This window comes from Aliivibrio sifiae (assembly GCF_002954715.1).
Classification (GTDB): domain Bacteria; phylum Pseudomonadota; class Gammaproteobacteria; order Enterobacterales; family Vibrionaceae; genus Aliivibrio; species Aliivibrio sifiae.
The window spans coordinates 138,324-153,682 of record NZ_MSCP01000002.1 but is presented as its reverse complement, the minus strand read 5'-3'; the positions used below and the strand labels follow the sequence as shown (position 1 = coordinate 153,682).

Annotated in this window: 14 protein-coding genes; 6 read left to right on the top strand and 8 right to left on the bottom strand. The window is 37.7% G+C overall.

Going from position 1 to position 15,359, the window contains the following annotated elements:
- Positions 1 to 136: 136 nt before the first annotated feature.
- Positions 137 to 1,609, top strand: coding sequence for a peptide MFS transporter (locus BTO23_RS12045; RefSeq protein ID WP_105063633.1), 1,473 nt, complete (start codon positions 137 to 139; stop codon positions 1,607 to 1,609).
- A gap of 51 nt (positions 1,610 to 1,660) precedes the next feature.
- Here the strand turns inward: BTO23_RS12045 and BTO23_RS12040 are convergent, their stop codons facing one another.
- Both BTO23_RS12040 and BTO23_RS12035 read right to left on the bottom strand, forming a co-directional pair.
- On the bottom strand, positions 1,661 to 3,418 hold the full coding sequence (locus tag BTO23_RS12040; RefSeq protein ID WP_105063632.1) for an ATP-binding protein: 1,758 nt from the start codon (positions 3,416 to 3,418) through the stop codon (positions 1,661 to 1,663).
- A 19-nt stretch (positions 3,419 to 3,437) separates the two neighbouring features.
- A complete protein-coding gene (locus BTO23_RS12035; protein ID WP_105063631.1) occupies positions 3,438 to 3,971 on the bottom strand; it encodes a heme NO-binding domain-containing protein in 534 nt (177 codons plus the stop codon).
- Between the two features lie 205 nt (positions 3,972 to 4,176).
- Between BTO23_RS12035 and BTO23_RS12030 the strand changes: the two genes are divergently transcribed.
- The 4 genes from BTO23_RS12030 to BTO23_RS12015 all read left to right on the top strand — a co-directional run bounded on the left by BTO23_RS12030 (position 4,177) and on the right by BTO23_RS12015 (position 7,169).
- Positions 4,177 to 4,713, top strand: a complete 537-nt coding sequence (locus tag BTO23_RS12030) for a DUF924 family protein (protein WP_060991971.1) — start codon at positions 4,177 to 4,179, stop codon at positions 4,711 to 4,713.
- Positions 4,714 to 5,175: 462 nt separating this feature from the next.
- Positions 5,176 to 5,640, top strand: a complete 465-nt coding sequence (locus BTO23_RS12025; protein WP_061012176.1) for a hypothetical protein — start codon at positions 5,176 to 5,178, stop codon at positions 5,638 to 5,640.
- Positions 5,641 to 5,768: 128 nt separating this feature from the next.
- Positions 5,769 to 5,951 (top strand): hypothetical protein, encoded by a 183-nt coding sequence (locus BTO23_RS12020; protein WP_061029891.1) that lies wholly within the window; start codon positions 5,769 to 5,771, stop codon positions 5,949 to 5,951.
- A gap of 9 nt (positions 5,952 to 5,960) precedes the next feature.
- Positions 5,961 to 7,169 (top strand): MFS transporter, encoded by a 1,209-nt coding sequence (locus tag BTO23_RS12015; protein ID WP_105063630.1) that lies wholly within the window; start codon positions 5,961 to 5,963, stop codon positions 7,167 to 7,169.
- A 113-nt stretch (positions 7,170 to 7,282) separates the two neighbouring features.
- On the opposite strand, the gene BTO23_RS12010 is transcribed toward BTO23_RS12015, so the two are convergent.
- The 6 genes from BTO23_RS12010 to BTO23_RS11985 form a co-directional block, all read right to left on the bottom strand.
- Positions 7,283 to 8,029 (bottom strand): phosphatase, encoded by a 747-nt coding sequence (locus BTO23_RS12010; RefSeq protein ID WP_061012179.1) that lies wholly within the window; start codon positions 8,027 to 8,029, stop codon positions 7,283 to 7,285.
- A gap of 9 nt (positions 8,030 to 8,038) precedes the next feature.
- A complete protein-coding gene (locus tag BTO23_RS12005) occupies positions 8,039 to 8,773 on the bottom strand; it encodes a nucleoside/nucleotide kinase family protein (protein ID WP_060991966.1) in 735 nt (244 codons plus the stop codon).
- Between the two features lie 9 nt (positions 8,774 to 8,782).
- The gene (locus BTO23_RS12000; RefSeq protein WP_060991965.1) at positions 8,783 to 9,301 is read right to left on the bottom strand and encodes an MltR family transcriptional regulator; all 519 of its coding nucleotides are present in this window, start codon (positions 9,299 to 9,301) and stop codon (positions 8,783 to 8,785) included.
- 68 nt (positions 9,302 to 9,369) lie between these two features.
- Complete coding sequence (locus BTO23_RS11995) at positions 9,370 to 10,641, bottom strand: zinc-binding dehydrogenase (RefSeq protein ID WP_061036431.1); 1,272 nt, start codon at positions 10,639 to 10,641, stop codon at positions 9,370 to 9,372.
- A 53-nt stretch (positions 10,642 to 10,694) separates the two neighbouring features.
- Complete coding sequence (locus tag BTO23_RS11990; RefSeq protein WP_258132656.1) at positions 10,695 to 12,098, bottom strand: PTS mannitol transporter subunit IIBC; 1,404 nt, start codon at positions 12,096 to 12,098, stop codon at positions 10,695 to 10,697.
- Positions 12,099 to 12,111: 13 nt separating this feature from the next.
- Positions 12,112 to 12,555 (bottom strand): PTS sugar transporter subunit IIA, encoded by a 444-nt coding sequence (locus BTO23_RS11985; RefSeq protein ID WP_061003376.1) that lies wholly within the window; start codon positions 12,553 to 12,555, stop codon positions 12,112 to 12,114.
- Positions 12,556 to 13,147: 592 nt separating this feature from the next.
- On the opposite strand from BTO23_RS11985, the gene BTO23_RS11980 reads away from it, so the two are divergent.
- Entirely contained in the window at positions 13,148 to 15,358 is a 2,211-nt protein-coding gene (locus BTO23_RS11980) for a TonB-dependent receptor plug domain-containing protein (protein ID WP_105063629.1), read from the top strand.
- The last annotated feature ends 1 nt before the right edge of the window (position 15,359 follow it).

The window sequence follows — 15,359 nt, the reverse complement described above, 5'->3', positions numbered from 1 at the left end:
TACTATTTAATAAAATAAAACCCTAAAAAATACCCTTACTTACACTATTTACATAATGGAACTTTAAGAATAACGTACTTTGTTACATTCTTTTGATGGTAAAATACAAAGAGTAATTATCTAAAAGAGAATCCTTATGTGGAACAAACTAAATAAGTCCATGATGTTTTGCCAAATGATGTTTGGCTTATCATTCTATGGCGTAATGGTCATTTTAACTCGCTTTTTCCTTGAAGAGCTAAACTATAGCGAAGCTGATACCATGATGGTGGTTGGTGCTTTCTCATCAATAGGTCCTTTATTTGCTATTGCTGGTGGCTTCATTGCTGATAAATTCTTAGGGGCTTATCGCTCACTAACGATCAGTTATCTTGGCTTTTCTACGGGTTATGCTTTATTGGTTCTTGGCTCGTACACTACGAATGTACCCATGGCACTATGTGGTATCGCATTAGCAAGTTACGCTCGTGGTTTAATGTCGCCGTCTTACCCTAGCCTTTACAAACGTACCTTTGATACTCAAGAACACTTTGAGAATTGCTATCCTGTAAACTATTCGGTTAATAACGTTGGTGCTCTATTGGGTCAATACTTATTCCCAATGTTTGTGCTTGTTCTTGGTTTCCACGGAAGCTTCTTGTTATCTTCCATTTTGGCATTTTTCGCTTTAGCTACTTTAGTTATTTTCCGTAAATCTCTATTAACGGTAGGTGCAGAGATTGATCAGAAGCCAGTAAGCTCTAAAAATTGGATTTCATTCTTAGTTACTTCTGCAGCGATGATCGCTCTTGTGTTCTTCATGTTCTCCAACATGGATATTGGCCAAAACATCGTTTATGCCATTGGTTTAGCTGCAATTGGTTATTTCATTTTCTTAATGCTTAAATCTGAAAAATCAGATGCGTTAAAAATGGGCACAATCCTTATTATGACAGCCTTAACCACTGCATTCTTTGTTTACTATGGTCAAATGATGACATCAATGACAATGGTAACCATTAATACAATGCGTGGTGATCTGTTTGATCTTATTCCTATCGCACCAGAAGCATCAATGGCAATGAATCCATTATGGTGTATCATTGCCGGTCCTGTGATCGCTATGATTTTCTCTGCACTTGAAAAGCGTGACATTCACCTTTCAACAGCAACGAAAATTGGCTTTGCATTTATCTTAACGGCAATTGCATTTGGTATTTTAACCATGGCGGTTATGGGTGTTGGTGAAGATGCGATTATTCGCCCTGAAGTGTTCTTACTTATCCACTTCTTCCAAGCGTTCGCTGAAGTTATTGTGGGTAGTTTAGTCGTCGCATTCATCTTGTCTGTAGCACCAAAGCACATTGAGAACTTCTCTGTAAGCTTATTCTCTGTTGCTATCGCTCTGAGTGGTATCGTAGGTGCCGTATTCTCAACCTCTATCGCTCAAGAAAAGGGCCAAGTGATTACACAAGAGTTTGTGCAAACGGTTTACGGTAGTTACTTCCAGTTATTAACAATACTTGCTGTTGTGATGGTAGTAGTCGCATTTGTTGCTTCGTTTGTTATTCGTAAAATGCTTGAAAGCAGTAAACAAGCAGAAATCGCGTTATCTGAATCAAATGCATAACGCTTGATTTAAAAGACAAAGCCCAGCACTCGTAATGAGCGTTGGGCTTTTTTATGTATTTTTGTTACCAGAAAAAGAAGAACAACTCCATTTCATTAGCATTTTCTCTAACTCTTTTGCTTTATATGGCTTATGTAAAATATCATCCATTCCAGCACTCATACAGCTGTCTACTTCTGTTGATGTTGTTCCCGCGGTCAAGGCAATTATCGGTTTACTGTATCCTTGCTCTCTCAATTTTCTGGTCGTTTCAAAACCGTCCATTATTGGCATTCGGCAATCCATTAAGATAATCTCAACCTCTTTCTGATCTAAGAAACCTAACGCCTCTTGACCATCATTAGCAAAATCGGGCTGTATATTAACTTTAGCTAACATCATATTCAAAATGACTTGGTTCATCTTAATGTCTTCGACAGCCAAGACTGAAAGTCCATCAATTGAATGAGTACAATCCGTGCATTCTTTCAATTCCAGTTTTTTTTCAGAAGCGACAATTAGTGGGATAATAGCCGTAAATACTGCGCCTTTACCTAACTCACTTTTTAACGTTAACTCACCCTCCATTTTATCAACGAGTGATTTACAAATAGAAAGCCCCAAGCCAGTACCTTCAAACTGTCGTTGGCTTGAATTATCAACCTGAGTAAATGGATCAAATAATGTCGCTTGTTTTTCAAGTGGTATACCGCACCCACTATCCGATACAATAAAACGCAACGCATTTTCATGCCAAGAAATAGAAAAACGGATCTCACCTTCTTTCGTAAATTTAATCGCGTTACCAATCAAGTTTACTAATATCTGTTGAATTCGATCGACATCGCCCCACAATTCAACGGGTAATGTATTTTCAATATCAACAACAAAACTCAACCTTTTCTCTTCTATCTGATGAGCAAAAATATGTTTAATAGTTTGAATCAATATCGCGGGTTCAAATTGAATACTCGTTAACTTAAGCATCCCTGCATTCATTTTACTAAAGTCAAGTAGGTCATTAATAATCACCCTTAACATCTCACCTGATTGATGAATAGTCGTTAATAACGTTTGCTGATAACTCGTTATTTCAGTGTCTTCCATCAACTCCGCAGATCCTAAAAGCCCATTAAGCGGCGTCCGTAACTCATGATTTATCATGGCAACAAAATCACGGGTTGATTGCTCCGAGTTCTCTGCTCTCTGCTTTTCTATCATTGTTTTTTCAAGCAGTTGTTGACGTATAAATGCGGCACTTAACATCTCAGAAAACAAACGACATTGCTTTTCAATCGTTTGATGCCATGTCTTACTTGGTGGATTATTAAACGTAAATTGTAGTGAACCGCATCGTTCATTCTTATGATGCAAGTAAACAATGATATGGGCCCCATTCTGACTCCAGTTAAACTCAGCACTAGAATGCGCTAATTCATCATCACATTGTGAATATTCACCGGCAATTAATACAGATTGAAGGTGCCCATGGAGGTTAAACTCAGGAAAAACAGTGAGACATAATGCAGAAATCCCATCAATACTAGCTAAATCGTCCAACAAACGCTGTAGGAGTATACTTGACGGTTCGGCTTTCAAAAAAGCTTGGTTATAATCTAATAAAATAACGTCTAAATACCCTTTCAATTGGAGTAATGCGACGTCTTTTTCTGCTTTTTCTTGTACAACAAGTAAGGTTTCTTCCACTAATTGCTTAGCCATAAATAGCTCACGGCTCTTCTGCTCAAGCAGCATTTCTGCTGCCTTACGAGCCGCTTTTTCTCGTTGCATTTTCCGGTTTAATAGCTCGACCATTTTATCATTATCCATAATCACCTCTTAACACACATCATTGCATTTTTAAGGTAAAACGAACTTGAGAACCATCTTGTTGTATCGCCTGCATTTGAATATCTATATTTTCATTGAAGTACTCTGCGCACCCTTGGATTAGGCCAAAACAAACATGAGAGAAGCATCGTGCTGAAATGTAGTCCATTACCATTTCGGAGTCGGTATTTGAAATGAAGATAAATTGAGGAGGATTTGCATCAGCGTATAACTTTTTCACTTCAATATGAATATAGTTTTCTACCTGTCTAATAAAATCGAACGTCGAAGAGGATTTACCATGCAAACCTGGCATGCTATTAAACAAGGTTAAAAATATTGATTTACCATAGACTTCTTGTAAATCTTCAATACTAATGCCTGTCAATTTACTCAATGAAATGATCAACTTAACTAAGTCTTTATGATCATAAGTACCAACCGAGGTATAAGCCCCTTCATCATTATTCTGATCGAGCATTTCTTGGCAAATTTCCAGCCCAAATGTATCTTCAACTAACTCTAAAAACTCTGAAAATATAATTCCTTTCATATTACGCCCTTTTATCGCTTTATATTTTTATTATTTCACCTCTTAAGCTTAGGTAAAAATAGCAATAGAAGGTAATTGATATACTGATATTTATTCTGTTTTTGTCATTTACTAGACATGAAACCTGTATTTTTTATAAAAACCCAGCAACATACTATTTTAAAGTGCACTTAAGCAGTAAGCATCATTCTAAAGAGAGGGATATATGCATCAAGAAATTATTGATTTTTGGTTTGCTGAATTACAACCTAAGGACTGGTTTGTTAGCAATGAAGACGTTGATAACATGATTAAAAATCGATTCTTACCCATTTTACAACAAGCCTCTCAAGCAGAGCTTTTTTTATGGCGAAAAGAACCATTAGGCCGATTAGCAGAAATTATCGTCCTCGATCAGTTTTCACGTAATATTTACCGGAACACTCCTTACGCTTTCTCTCAAGATCCTCTTGCATTAGCTCTTGCACAAGAAGCCATATCCCTCGGAATTGATTCCCATTTATCCGACGTACAGCGCAGTTTTCTCTATATGCCTTTTATGCACAGTGAATCAAACGTGATTCACAAAGAGGCGCTGGCTCTTTTTAACTCTCTAGATAACAAAAATAATTATGACTTTGAGTTAAAACATAAAGAGATTATCGACCGATTTGGCCGCTACCCCCACCGTAACGCGATTTTAGACAGAAAAAGTACAACTGAAGAACTAATATTTCTTTCTCTGCCTAATTCCAGCTTCTAATAATATTCACAGTAAAAATAACGTTACAGCGGTTATGATAATTGCTCTTTAGATAAATCATAACCGCAACCTAAACAGTTAGTCATTAGGTTCGGAGGCATACTAATAATTACCCCACAATTTGGGCATAAGTCGCCTTGATTCGATATCATTAAGCAATGTATAAAGCCCATAATTACATAACCCCACTCTGCACTTTATAAAAAACAACACCAAACAGTGCAACAAAAACCAGTACAGTAATTACGATTTTTAACCAAATAAACTTCATCGTTCTTCCTTTATTTATCTGCGTACCTTCATATCATAATAGTTTTGAGACTACAGACTACAAATCAAAGTAAGAATTGTCTCTATTTTACTTTTATTTGAACAATTATTAAAATAAAGGCACTCTTTTTTTACGTAATCCTATAGACTTAATATTATTAATAGAATATATAAATCATTCGAGTTCAATTCATGAAAACATTACTGTCTCTCATTCCATTCTTACTTTTTCTTAATGGTTGCCAATTAGAGCAAGAGATTGAATCTGAAACCGTTGTATGCAACAAGGATGAATTCCTTTTTTCATTACCAAAGCATATTTTAGATTATAGAGATTCTATGGCGACTTTCTCGCAAGAGGGTGGCGAGAATCCATTAAACTCAGTTCAATTTGTGAGTGAATGCATACCTAAAACCTCATTTAAAGAACTTGCTGAGCGTAGCGCAAAAGATATTTTAATTTCAAATTATAAAAACTCAGGTCGAGTAACACACTTTAGAATAAGAGATAACGTAGCTTATGTAGAGCTAGCGGCACATACCGATGGTTGGCCTGGTGTAACTGCATCATTAGCTGCGGTAGAACCTATTATTAAACGTAATTTATTTCTAAACAGCAAAGTAGAAGACGTTGTTGTTGGTGAAATAATCGATTAATAAAATAAGACAATGCTTCTATAGAATCTATGCACAAAAATCATAGTTATCGTTACAAATAGTCATTTGCTTCATAGTCTCCCTTTCCCTACTATTCGCGCTCTTATTTTTAACCCTAAGAGCGCAGCATGTTTTCACAATCCATTTTCGCTCAATTGATCAGAATGAGTGTGTTATTAGTTTTATCCCTTATTGCCGTTCATAACTCACCTGCTTTGCTGAACTTATTAGCTCAACAAGCAGTAAATAGTGGGTGCCATCAGCAAACAGGTCAAGACGATAACCACCACCACTCTCATCACCACCATTAAGAGCACATTATGAGTATTTTTCGCTTTCCACCACTAGTATGGCTTGGGATCGGGATTTTAATTATCAGTCTAGGGATCAGACAATCATTCGGCATCTTCATGATGCCAATTTCAGACCATTTCCAAACTGGACGTGAATTTTTTAGCTTTGCTATCGCGCTACAAAACCTATTATTTGGTGTTTTCCAGCCATTTGTTGGTATGGCATCAGATAAGTGGGGCTCTAAGCGCATTATAATGTTAGGAGCTGTTGCTTATGCTTTAGGGCTTGCTCTCACATCAGTAGCGACTGAGCCAAGCATGTTGTATTTATCTCTTGGCGCATTAGTCGGCTTTGGTTTAAGTGCCACAAGTTATGTGATTATTTTAGGTGCTGTCGCTAAAGTCGTTCCTGCTGAACACGCAGCAAAAGCTTTTGGTTTAACAACCGCAGCGGGCTCTTTTGGTATGTTTGCTGTTATTCCTGGTGCTCAAACTTTAATGCATGATTTTAACTGGCAATTTGCATTACAAATATTCGCCATGCTATGTACGCTTATTATTACCTTTGCTTTGTTTATGAAGACAGCAAAGCCATCAGAAAAACAAACAGAAGAAGAAAATACACAAACCCTAACAGAAGCGTTAAAAGAAGCATTTTCTAACAAAAGCTACTGGCTAATTCATGCCGGCTTTTTTGTATGTGGCTTTCATGTGATGTTCATTGCTACGCATTTACCTAGTTACTTAGCTGATAAGGATCTGCCCGCTTCAAGTGCGGCAATGGCATTAGCTTATGTAGGTATTTTTAATATCTTCGGTTCCTATTTCTGGGGTGTAATGGGCGATAAGTACAGCAAGCGACACGTAATGTCTGCTCTGTATTTTGTCCGTACTATTGTGATTGGTGCATTTGTAACGCTACCAGTTACTGAACACACAGCGGCTATCTTTGGTGGCGCAATTGGCTTCTGTTGGTTAGGTACAGTGCCATTAACATCTGGCTTAGTTCGTCAGATCTTTGGTGCTCATTACCTATCAACTCTGTATGGTTTAGTGTTCTTTACTCATCAGGTTGGTAGCTTTTTAGGCGCTTGGGCTGGCGGTCGTATTTACGATTACTATGGCTCATACGAACCAATCTGGTGGTCTACGGTTGTTCTGGCTTTCTGTGCGGCGTTAATTCACTTACCAATTAATGATAAGCCAATACAAAGACTGAAATTACAAACAGCCTAACTTTCAAATAAAAACAAAGCCGATACATTATAACGCGTATCGGCTTTTTTGTTATTTGAAGGTTTGATATCAACTCAATAATTAGGTCACAATTCTACTTACTAAAACTAATGTTAATAAAGATCTTCAAACTCTGGAATTGCAGATTTTCCTCTTAATAATAAAAAATTAAGAAAACGAGAAGTCGACGTTGTAAGTATTTTATTCTCTTCAACACCATACTTTGCTAGTAATGTAACTGCCAAATCTAACTGTGCAATTTCTTCACAAAAATGCGCATCAGATCCTGTTGTAAAGTACACTCCTACCTCTTTTCCTATTGCTACTATTTTATCGCAGCGAACATCACTTCCTTTTCGGCTCTTTCCTGTGAGCGATGTATTATTAACTTCTACCGCAACATTATATTCTTTAGCGCATTGCAGTACTCTCTCTATATCAAACGGATAGTTTGGATTTCCAGAATGGCCCAATACATCAATACGCCCACTCTTAATCACATTAATAAGAGCTGCTGTATGTTCCGCTTCACTTGCTGGAGCAAATACTGGTTCATGTAAACTTGCGATGACCCAATCTAAATGTTGATCAGAAGATGCAGGTAAATCAATCTCACCTTTTACATTTAATATATTCGCTTCTACGCCACGTAGGATCCCTACATTATGAAGAAAGCGGGGTAAAATTCTTTGGTTATTGAAATACCAATAGTGGGGGGCACCTGGCATTTCAGGAGCATGATCTGTTGTACAAAGAAGTTTTAACCCCTTATTCTGTGCTGAAAGTGCATTTTCAATAATCGTACTATAAGCATGACCACTGGCAAGTGTATGAGTATGGGTATCTACAACAATATTCATGACAATCTCCTATTGAATCTCAAACGAACCATTCTTATTCATGTATAAATTCAGATCAGCCCGAACAGATTGGGTTAAGACCTTATTGACATTAATGGCATCCGAATTTTCATAAAAAGTAACCGCTTCTTGTTCTGATGCACCACCTCTCACCTTTCTATTTACTAAGCGTTCTTTTAGAAAATCAGCATCGGTATCAATAAAAACAGTAAAGTCAGCAAGTTTATATAAATCACACCACACAGGTTCATTTAGTAATAGCCAATTCCCCTCGACAACAACAATATTCTTATCCACTTGAATTGCATCATCAACGGGATCATGTAGATTACGATCATAATATGGCCACTTTGGCGAACGTGTTTGGAGCTGCTTTAATTTATCGATGAGATCCGTCAAATTAAATGTTTCAGAAGCCCCTTTAATATTTCTAAGTGATATTGTTTCATTGTTTCGTTGAATGGTATTACTTTCTAAAATCTCATTAGTGTAATGAAATCCATCAAAAGGAAGGACCTGTAGTGGTTCTAATTGAGGTGACTGCTGAGATAAGTATTCCCAAAATGCCGCTAAGGTCGACTTTCCACTGCCGGGAGGCGCACATAAGAAGACTATCACCCTCTCTTCTTGCTCTTGATATAAACGAGTAAATTTCTCAACTAAGGGCTTATGAATTTTAGCTATGTCTTTATTCGAAAAAAATGCTTCTGTATCAAAACCACTCACGTTTAAGTTCACTTTCATTACGAAACCTTACTTCGTTATTTCCTCTTCGATTTTTTCTAGCAACATTTCACAAGACAGCTTAAGTACCGTTTTGATCAGAGATTCGTATCTCATTTGAGAGAAAATTTCAAAAGAAGAAAACTTTAATTGATTGATTGATTCAATATAAAAACTATCTTGCTGTGTTGAGAGTATCGCTTGATTTGTAATAAAGTCATAAACCATATCATGACCAAACGACACCTTATCTGACTGACTTTCTGCATATTCTAGCACTTGATGATATAGACCAATATCTGCGTAAGTTCCCAATGAAATCTTACCCATAGCTAAAATCAGTTTAGACATAACATCAGTCGTCACAAGCGGACCATCTTCTTTTAAAAGAGGCTCCACAGCATATTCCATAACCAATTTGTCTTGAACAAAGACGTTTGGAAGTAATGCTTTTAATTTGAGATTAATTAATTTGTTAGAAACCAGAAGAAAATCAGTTGCGTTTTCACACGCCTCTAGCCCTTCTAACAATTCAATTTTTTGTATCAACGTAAAACCTCTCTATTATATGTGGCGACCTCAGCAGGGCTCAAGGCTACCACATAAACTTCATAGAACTAAACCGTAAAACTCACGTCATAAAACTCTAATAATGCTTTTTCTGCGTGCTCATTCCAGACATAGTTATTCTTCGCTAATATTGCGTCTAACTCAGTAAAAAATGAGTCTTGGTCCGAGAGTGACTTAAAGTCATCGATTGCAGTTAACGGCAAATCTATATGAGGATAAATAAGTTTCTTTCCACCCGGAATATCCAATTGATTCAAAATAGTATGAGGCGCAGCTTGTAGTCCTCCAACGTGCGTAACCATAAAAGATGGATTGATATTATTGTTAGCTGATAGTTCAAGGGATTCCAACATATCTCCTGTCGAACCTCCTGACGTACCTACAATATGGGTTGATTCATAATGCACATTATAAAAGTTAAATGGGACTTTAAATGCTTTATCTGTTGGACCAGCAAAGAAATTTAAACAACCGTCATTTCCCAGAAGATCATCAGCTTGTTCAAGTACTTGTGCTACTGCTGCATACACCATGACATCATCATAACCTTGATCATCGTTCAGAGATTTTAAGTAAGTTACAGGATCATCCATCTCAATAGTATTAACATAAATAAGTTCAATTCCTTGAGCTTTTGCCGCACTTACTGGAATTAAGCTTTCTGCACGAGACAGGCGCTCTTCATCAATATCAGTAACGACAATTCGTATTGGTTTCACTGGGCCATTAATTGCATAATCAATAGCACCAATGCCCATAGGACCAGCACAAGCTAATAGAGCAAGCGTTCCACCTTCTTTGATACCCATTTCATGCTCATATACATACTGAGTTGTATGATAGCTTGCATGGAAAGCGCCAATAATGCACGACATTGGTTCAGCTAAAGAGGCATCAGCAAAATATGATCCCTTGTACGGCAGCACACAGCCTAATTCAATCGCAATTTTAGGTATAATCGAATACGTTGCATTACCGCCAAATGTTTCATAGCTATAACCCGCGGAGTACCCTGTCGGTAATCCCATCGCGGGTTGAAGAACAAAAGGCTGCCCAGCAGTAAATTGTTCTTTTAAATTTTCACCAACCTCAACAATAATGCCTGCATATTCATGTCCTGTAATCACTGGAACATCAGCTATATTTTCAGGAACTCGTTTATGCTTGCTGCCAAGCAAAGCGGCTTTGTAAGTCGACAAACAAATACTGTTTGAAATGTTCTTAATTAATAATTCATCTGCTGAGATGTGTGGTAAATCGAACGTTCGTAATTGGATATTTTTTTCACCGCAAATAACCGCAGCCGTTGTTTGAACCATGATCGTATCTCCAAATAAAGAGGTGCTGTCCACCTCTCAAAAATTAATTTAGGTTAGGCCTGTTGCTGCTCAATCTTATTTAGCAGTTCATTAAGCGCTGGGTCATTTAAGAAATTAGTAATTGTAATTACTGGTAAGCCTGTGGCTTTTATTGCTCTGTCTTCTAAGCTTTCATGGGTAATTACCACATCAGCATTGCTTGGCACTTTTTCTATCGCGAAGTTCTTAACCTCAATGTCATACCCTGCTTGAACCAATTTACGCTTAAAAGTCGATGCTCCCATAGCACTTGAACCCATTCCTGCATCACAAGCAAAAGCGACGAATTGGATTGGTCGATCATTCTCCTTTTCTGTTACTGCTTGTGGTTGTGCTTTACCTTCTGCTTTCATTTCTTTCATATTAGTAATAGATTGTTCAAACTCATCTTCTGAACCTTCTTTCTTACTCATTTTAAGAATCGCACTAGCTACAAAGAAAGAGACAACCGCAGCACTTGCAACACCTGCAATCATCGCGATAAAGCCACCTTTTGGCGTTAACGCTAAGTAAGAGAAAATCGAACCTGGACTAGGACCCGCAACTAAGCCAGCACCTAGCAAGTTAAACGTTGCAATACCTGTTGCTGCACCGGCAATCATTGCCAAAATCATGATTGGTTTCATTAATACGTATGGGAAATACAATTCATGAATACCACCAAAGAAATGGATAATGATCGCACTTGGTGCTGAACGCTTACTTAAACCTTGACCAAATTTTGCGTACGCTAATAGCATACCAAGACCAGGCCCTGGGTTAGATGCCACCATAAAAAAGATAGATTTACCGGTTTCAGCGGCAGCTTGTAGACCTAAAGGATAATAAATACCTTGGTCAATCGCGTTATTTAAAAAGAGCACTTTTGCAGGCTCATTAATTACAGCTAATAAAGGCAAGAATCCTGTAGCAACAAGCGCTTCGATACCTGATTTCACAAAAAGATTCGCAGCAGTTACCGCAGGGCCAACAACTTCATAAGCAACCAAACAGCAAATCATGCCTATAATGCCTAATGAGAAGTTATTAACCACCATTTCAAAACCTGATGGGATTTTATGCTCAACCCTTTTATCAAACTGAACAATCGCCCAAGCACTTAGTGGCCCCATGATCATTGCACCAACGAACATCGGAATATCAGCCCCAACAATAACCCCCATCGTACCGATAGCACCGGCTACCGCTCCACGTTTATCACCAACTAACTGACCTCCGGTATAACCGATAAGTAATGGCAGTAAATAGGTAATCATAGGACCAACAATTTCACCAAACTGCTCATTTGGCATCCAACCAGTTGGAATAAATAAGGCGGTAATAAAGCCCCAAGCAATAAAGGCTCCAATATTTGGTAACACCATTGCGGTCAAATGACCACCAAAGGTTTGCACTTTTGCTCTAAAATTTATTGTCACGTGACGTTCCTTCTTAGTACGCTTTAATAATATCGAGCACTTCATTTTTTGAAGTGGCGGCGGTTAATCTTGCGATATTTTCTTCATCCACTAACATTTCACTTAACGCTTGAATGACTTCAATATGCGTATCTGGATCTGTTGCAGCAAGTGTTAATAAGATATTTGCAGGACCAAGGTCAGAACCAAATTCAATGGCGGTTGGAAATATGTGAATGCCTAAACCTGTTTTTAATACTCCCGCTTCTGGGCGAGCATGTGGCATAGCAATACCTGGGCAAAGAACATAATAAGGTCCATTATCATAAGTAGATTGAATTATCGCCTCGGCATAATTTGCAGTTACATAACCTTTTTTCTCTAGGTAACTGGTTGTCGTTTTCACTGCGTCTTCCCACGCATCACTATTGTGATTAACAACATCGATAAGATCATGGTCAATTAAATCGTATAACATGAGCGTGCCTTTTGGTTTGTATTTGATAGTTCTATTATCAATACATATGAGGTCACTCCGCAATGAACCAAGAGTTGTGACGAACCTCTCCAAATAATACGAGTCAATCATTTTAAAATGCCTCAACCCTCAAAATAGACATGAAATAAAATTACATATTTTATTTTTACTACATTTCAATAAGCTAAATCCGACATGACGCACATTTACAGTAAAATAATATAAAACCCACTTTGTGATACAAATCAAGCTTGACCAATTGACAGGTGTAAACTTGTGATAGCTGGCATTTTTTACTTTTCTAATTCACCTAATGAATCAAGGCTATAATGTGAGAATCATCACTTTAGCTATATTTATTACTTCTTTTTGTCACTAAATAACCAATAAATGTCACTCCTTCCTCCTAAAATATAAGCCACAAAATAATTAACATTTTAAAATGTAATTTATTTCACGATCACTCGCATTTTGAATGAAATAAACTTCTGAAAAATATCTTAAATATAAGATTTAATTCAAAATACACAAAATGGGTATTTACTTTATGCCCTGCATTTAAATTAATTATATTTGGTGTTAATGGAACATTATGCCGACGCTATCTCGAATCCCATTTTTGTATGCTCTATGCCTCTTTATGTCTTTTCCTGTTATTGCCAATACAGAGGATGGATTCGATGAGCTCGACGCATTGCTGAATATGCCATTAGACTCATTAGCTGACACCAAGGTAGTCACTGTCACTAAGACGTCATTGAGCTTATCTGATGTCCCTGCTTCGGTGCATGTTATTACCGCTAAAGAAATTGAGCGCTCTAGTGCTCGCTCAATCGCAGATGTATTAGTTCTTGCTCCTGGTCTTCATGTCACAAAGTACTCAGATTATGATTGGACGATTTCTGCACGCAGCAAAAACCAAGGTGAGAACAACACATTACTTGTCATGATTGATGGTCGCAGTGTCGTTAACCCCCTCTACTCTGGCGTAAATTGGGATACTCTACCTGTAAGCTTAGACAATGTTGATCACATTGAAGTTGTATTAGGACCTGTAGGTACTATGTGGGGTGGAAACGCAGTTAATGGCGTTGTAAATATCATCACTAAAGATGCTGAAAGTGCTCCTAAAGCACAAGTAAGTGCCTCAGTAGGTAATTATGATTATCGTGAATACAAAGCGCATCACAATATACAACTTAACGAGAGCACACATCTCTCTGGTTATATCGAATTATTAAACCACTCTCCTTTTACCGATGAAGACGCTCACCTTAAAGAATTACGTGACTTAAAAGTACAAACTGAGCGATTTGGCTTACGTGCTGACTACCAAAATCTTCAAGATACCGTTTCGATTCAATTTGGTGGTATTCGATCACGCGAAGACTATCAATGGTTAACCTATACTCCTGCATTTTTGGATCCGGCATCATATCAAGATGATTATGATGCGTTTATAACAGAAATGAATTCTCAAGAACTCTTTGCTGGCATTCAATACCTTCATGAAAAATCAGATGGCGACCAATGGGAGAATCAGGTTTGGGTAACCTACAGTGACTCTGATAGCACCAATGAACCGGCAAGTTTTACTCGTATAGATTTAGACAGTCGTTATACATTTAATACTCAAGATTGGGGAATACTGACTCTTGGTGCGAACGTACGTATTATCGATGAAGAATACGCACAATTTTCAGAGCAAGAACAATACCTATCGCCTTATGTCCGTACAATTGAAGAGCATGAATTTTTAAATGAAAGCTATGGTTTATATGCTAACTGGACCATAAACCTTACTGAATCAACAGAGGTTACATTAGGTAATCGCTGGCAGCATACCAATATAACTGAAGAGCTTTATTCTCAACCACAAGCTAGATTGCTGCAAAAACTGACGGATAATCAACGCTTATGGATGGGTTGGGGTCGATCGGTTATTACACCTGCTCGTTTAGAGTTAGATTCACAGTTTCAAGAAAATTACTCTTGTAGCTCATGTGGTTATTATGACCCAGCAACGGGAAATGTTTATGACAAACCTGTAAATGGCACGATTGGTCCTGTTGATTATCTGCAAGCCTATAAATACTTAGGTAATCGTGATCTAGAAATGGAATCCGTTGATACTTATGAAATTGGATATCGCTATTGGCAACATAACCAATTTCAGTTCAGTGTAAGCCTATTTTATAGTCAACACGATAATGTAAGGGCGTATCAGAATCAGGGGGGATTTGTTTATATCTCCCAAGATCATTCAAACGGTGCTATTGGTACTGTCATTCATGATATGTATGCCCAACTCATCGACCCTCTTTCTCAAGAGACGATGGGTGGTGAATTAAGTATGCAATGGCAGCCAATTAACGTATTGCAAGTTAATGCCAACTACAGCTATAAAACGATTAAAGGCGAGTGTTCTGGATCTGTTTGTGGTTCAAACGATCTACCAATATTAGATCTTGAAAACACACCAAATCACTATGCAACATTGCACCTGATGTGGGATATTCATCCAACACTTTGGGTTTCTTCTGTTGTTAACTACGTTTCAGCCTCTAAGCCTGATGACAAATTGGTAGCCGCATATCAAAGCTATGGCGAGGATTATCTTGTATGGCCAGAGTTAGTTACACTCGACATGTCAATTCACTGGCAACACAAACCAACATGGCCAAGCATAAAAATCAGTGCTGAAAACCTAGGAAATGACCAAGTAAAAGAATACTCAGAACAATTTAATCCTTTTGCTAACGGTACTCAATACTATGCTGAATTGAGCTGGAGCTTCATATAGC

What these genes read in the sequence shown, in the direction of transcription:
- BTO23_RS12030 (WP_060991971.1), top strand. Translation starts at nt 4,177, where the DNA reads ATGCATCAAGAAATTATTGATTTTTGGTTTGCTGAATTACAACCTAAG.
- BTO23_RS12040 (WP_105063632.1), bottom strand. Translation starts at nt 3,418, where the DNA reads ATGGATAATGATAAAATGGTCGAGCTATTAAACCGGAAAATGCAACGA.
- BTO23_RS11985 (WP_061003376.1), bottom strand. Translation starts at nt 12,555, where the DNA reads ATGTTATACGATTTAATTGACCATGATCTTATCGATGTTGTTAATCAC.
- BTO23_RS11980 (WP_105063629.1), top strand. Translation starts at nt 13,148, where the DNA reads ATGCCGACGCTATCTCGAATCCCATTTTTGTATGCTCTATGCCTCTTT.
- BTO23_RS12005 (WP_060991966.1), bottom strand. Translation starts at nt 8,773, where the DNA reads ATGAAAGTGAACTTAAACGTGAGTGGTTTTGATACAGAAGCATTTTTT.
- BTO23_RS12010 (WP_061012179.1), bottom strand. Translation starts at nt 8,029, where the DNA reads ATGAATATTGTTGTAGATACCCATACTCATACACTTGCCAGTGGTCAT.
- BTO23_RS12045 (WP_105063633.1), top strand. Translation starts at nt 137, where the DNA reads ATGTGGAACAAACTAAATAAGTCCATGATGTTTTGCCAAATGATGTTT.
- BTO23_RS12020 (WP_061029891.1), top strand. Translation starts at nt 5,769, where the DNA reads ATGTTTTCACAATCCATTTTCGCTCAATTGATCAGAATGAGTGTGTTA.
- BTO23_RS12025 (WP_061012176.1), top strand. Translation starts at nt 5,176, where the DNA reads ATGAAAACATTACTGTCTCTCATTCCATTCTTACTTTTTCTTAATGGT.
- BTO23_RS12015 (WP_105063630.1), top strand. Translation starts at nt 5,961, where the DNA reads ATGAGTATTTTTCGCTTTCCACCACTAGTATGGCTTGGGATCGGGATT.
- BTO23_RS11995 (WP_061036431.1), bottom strand. Translation starts at nt 10,641, where the DNA reads ATGGTTCAAACAACGGCTGCGGTTATTTGCGGTGAAAAAAATATCCAA.
- BTO23_RS12035 (WP_105063631.1), bottom strand. Translation starts at nt 3,971, where the DNA reads ATGAAAGGAATTATATTTTCAGAGTTTTTAGAGTTAGTTGAAGATACA.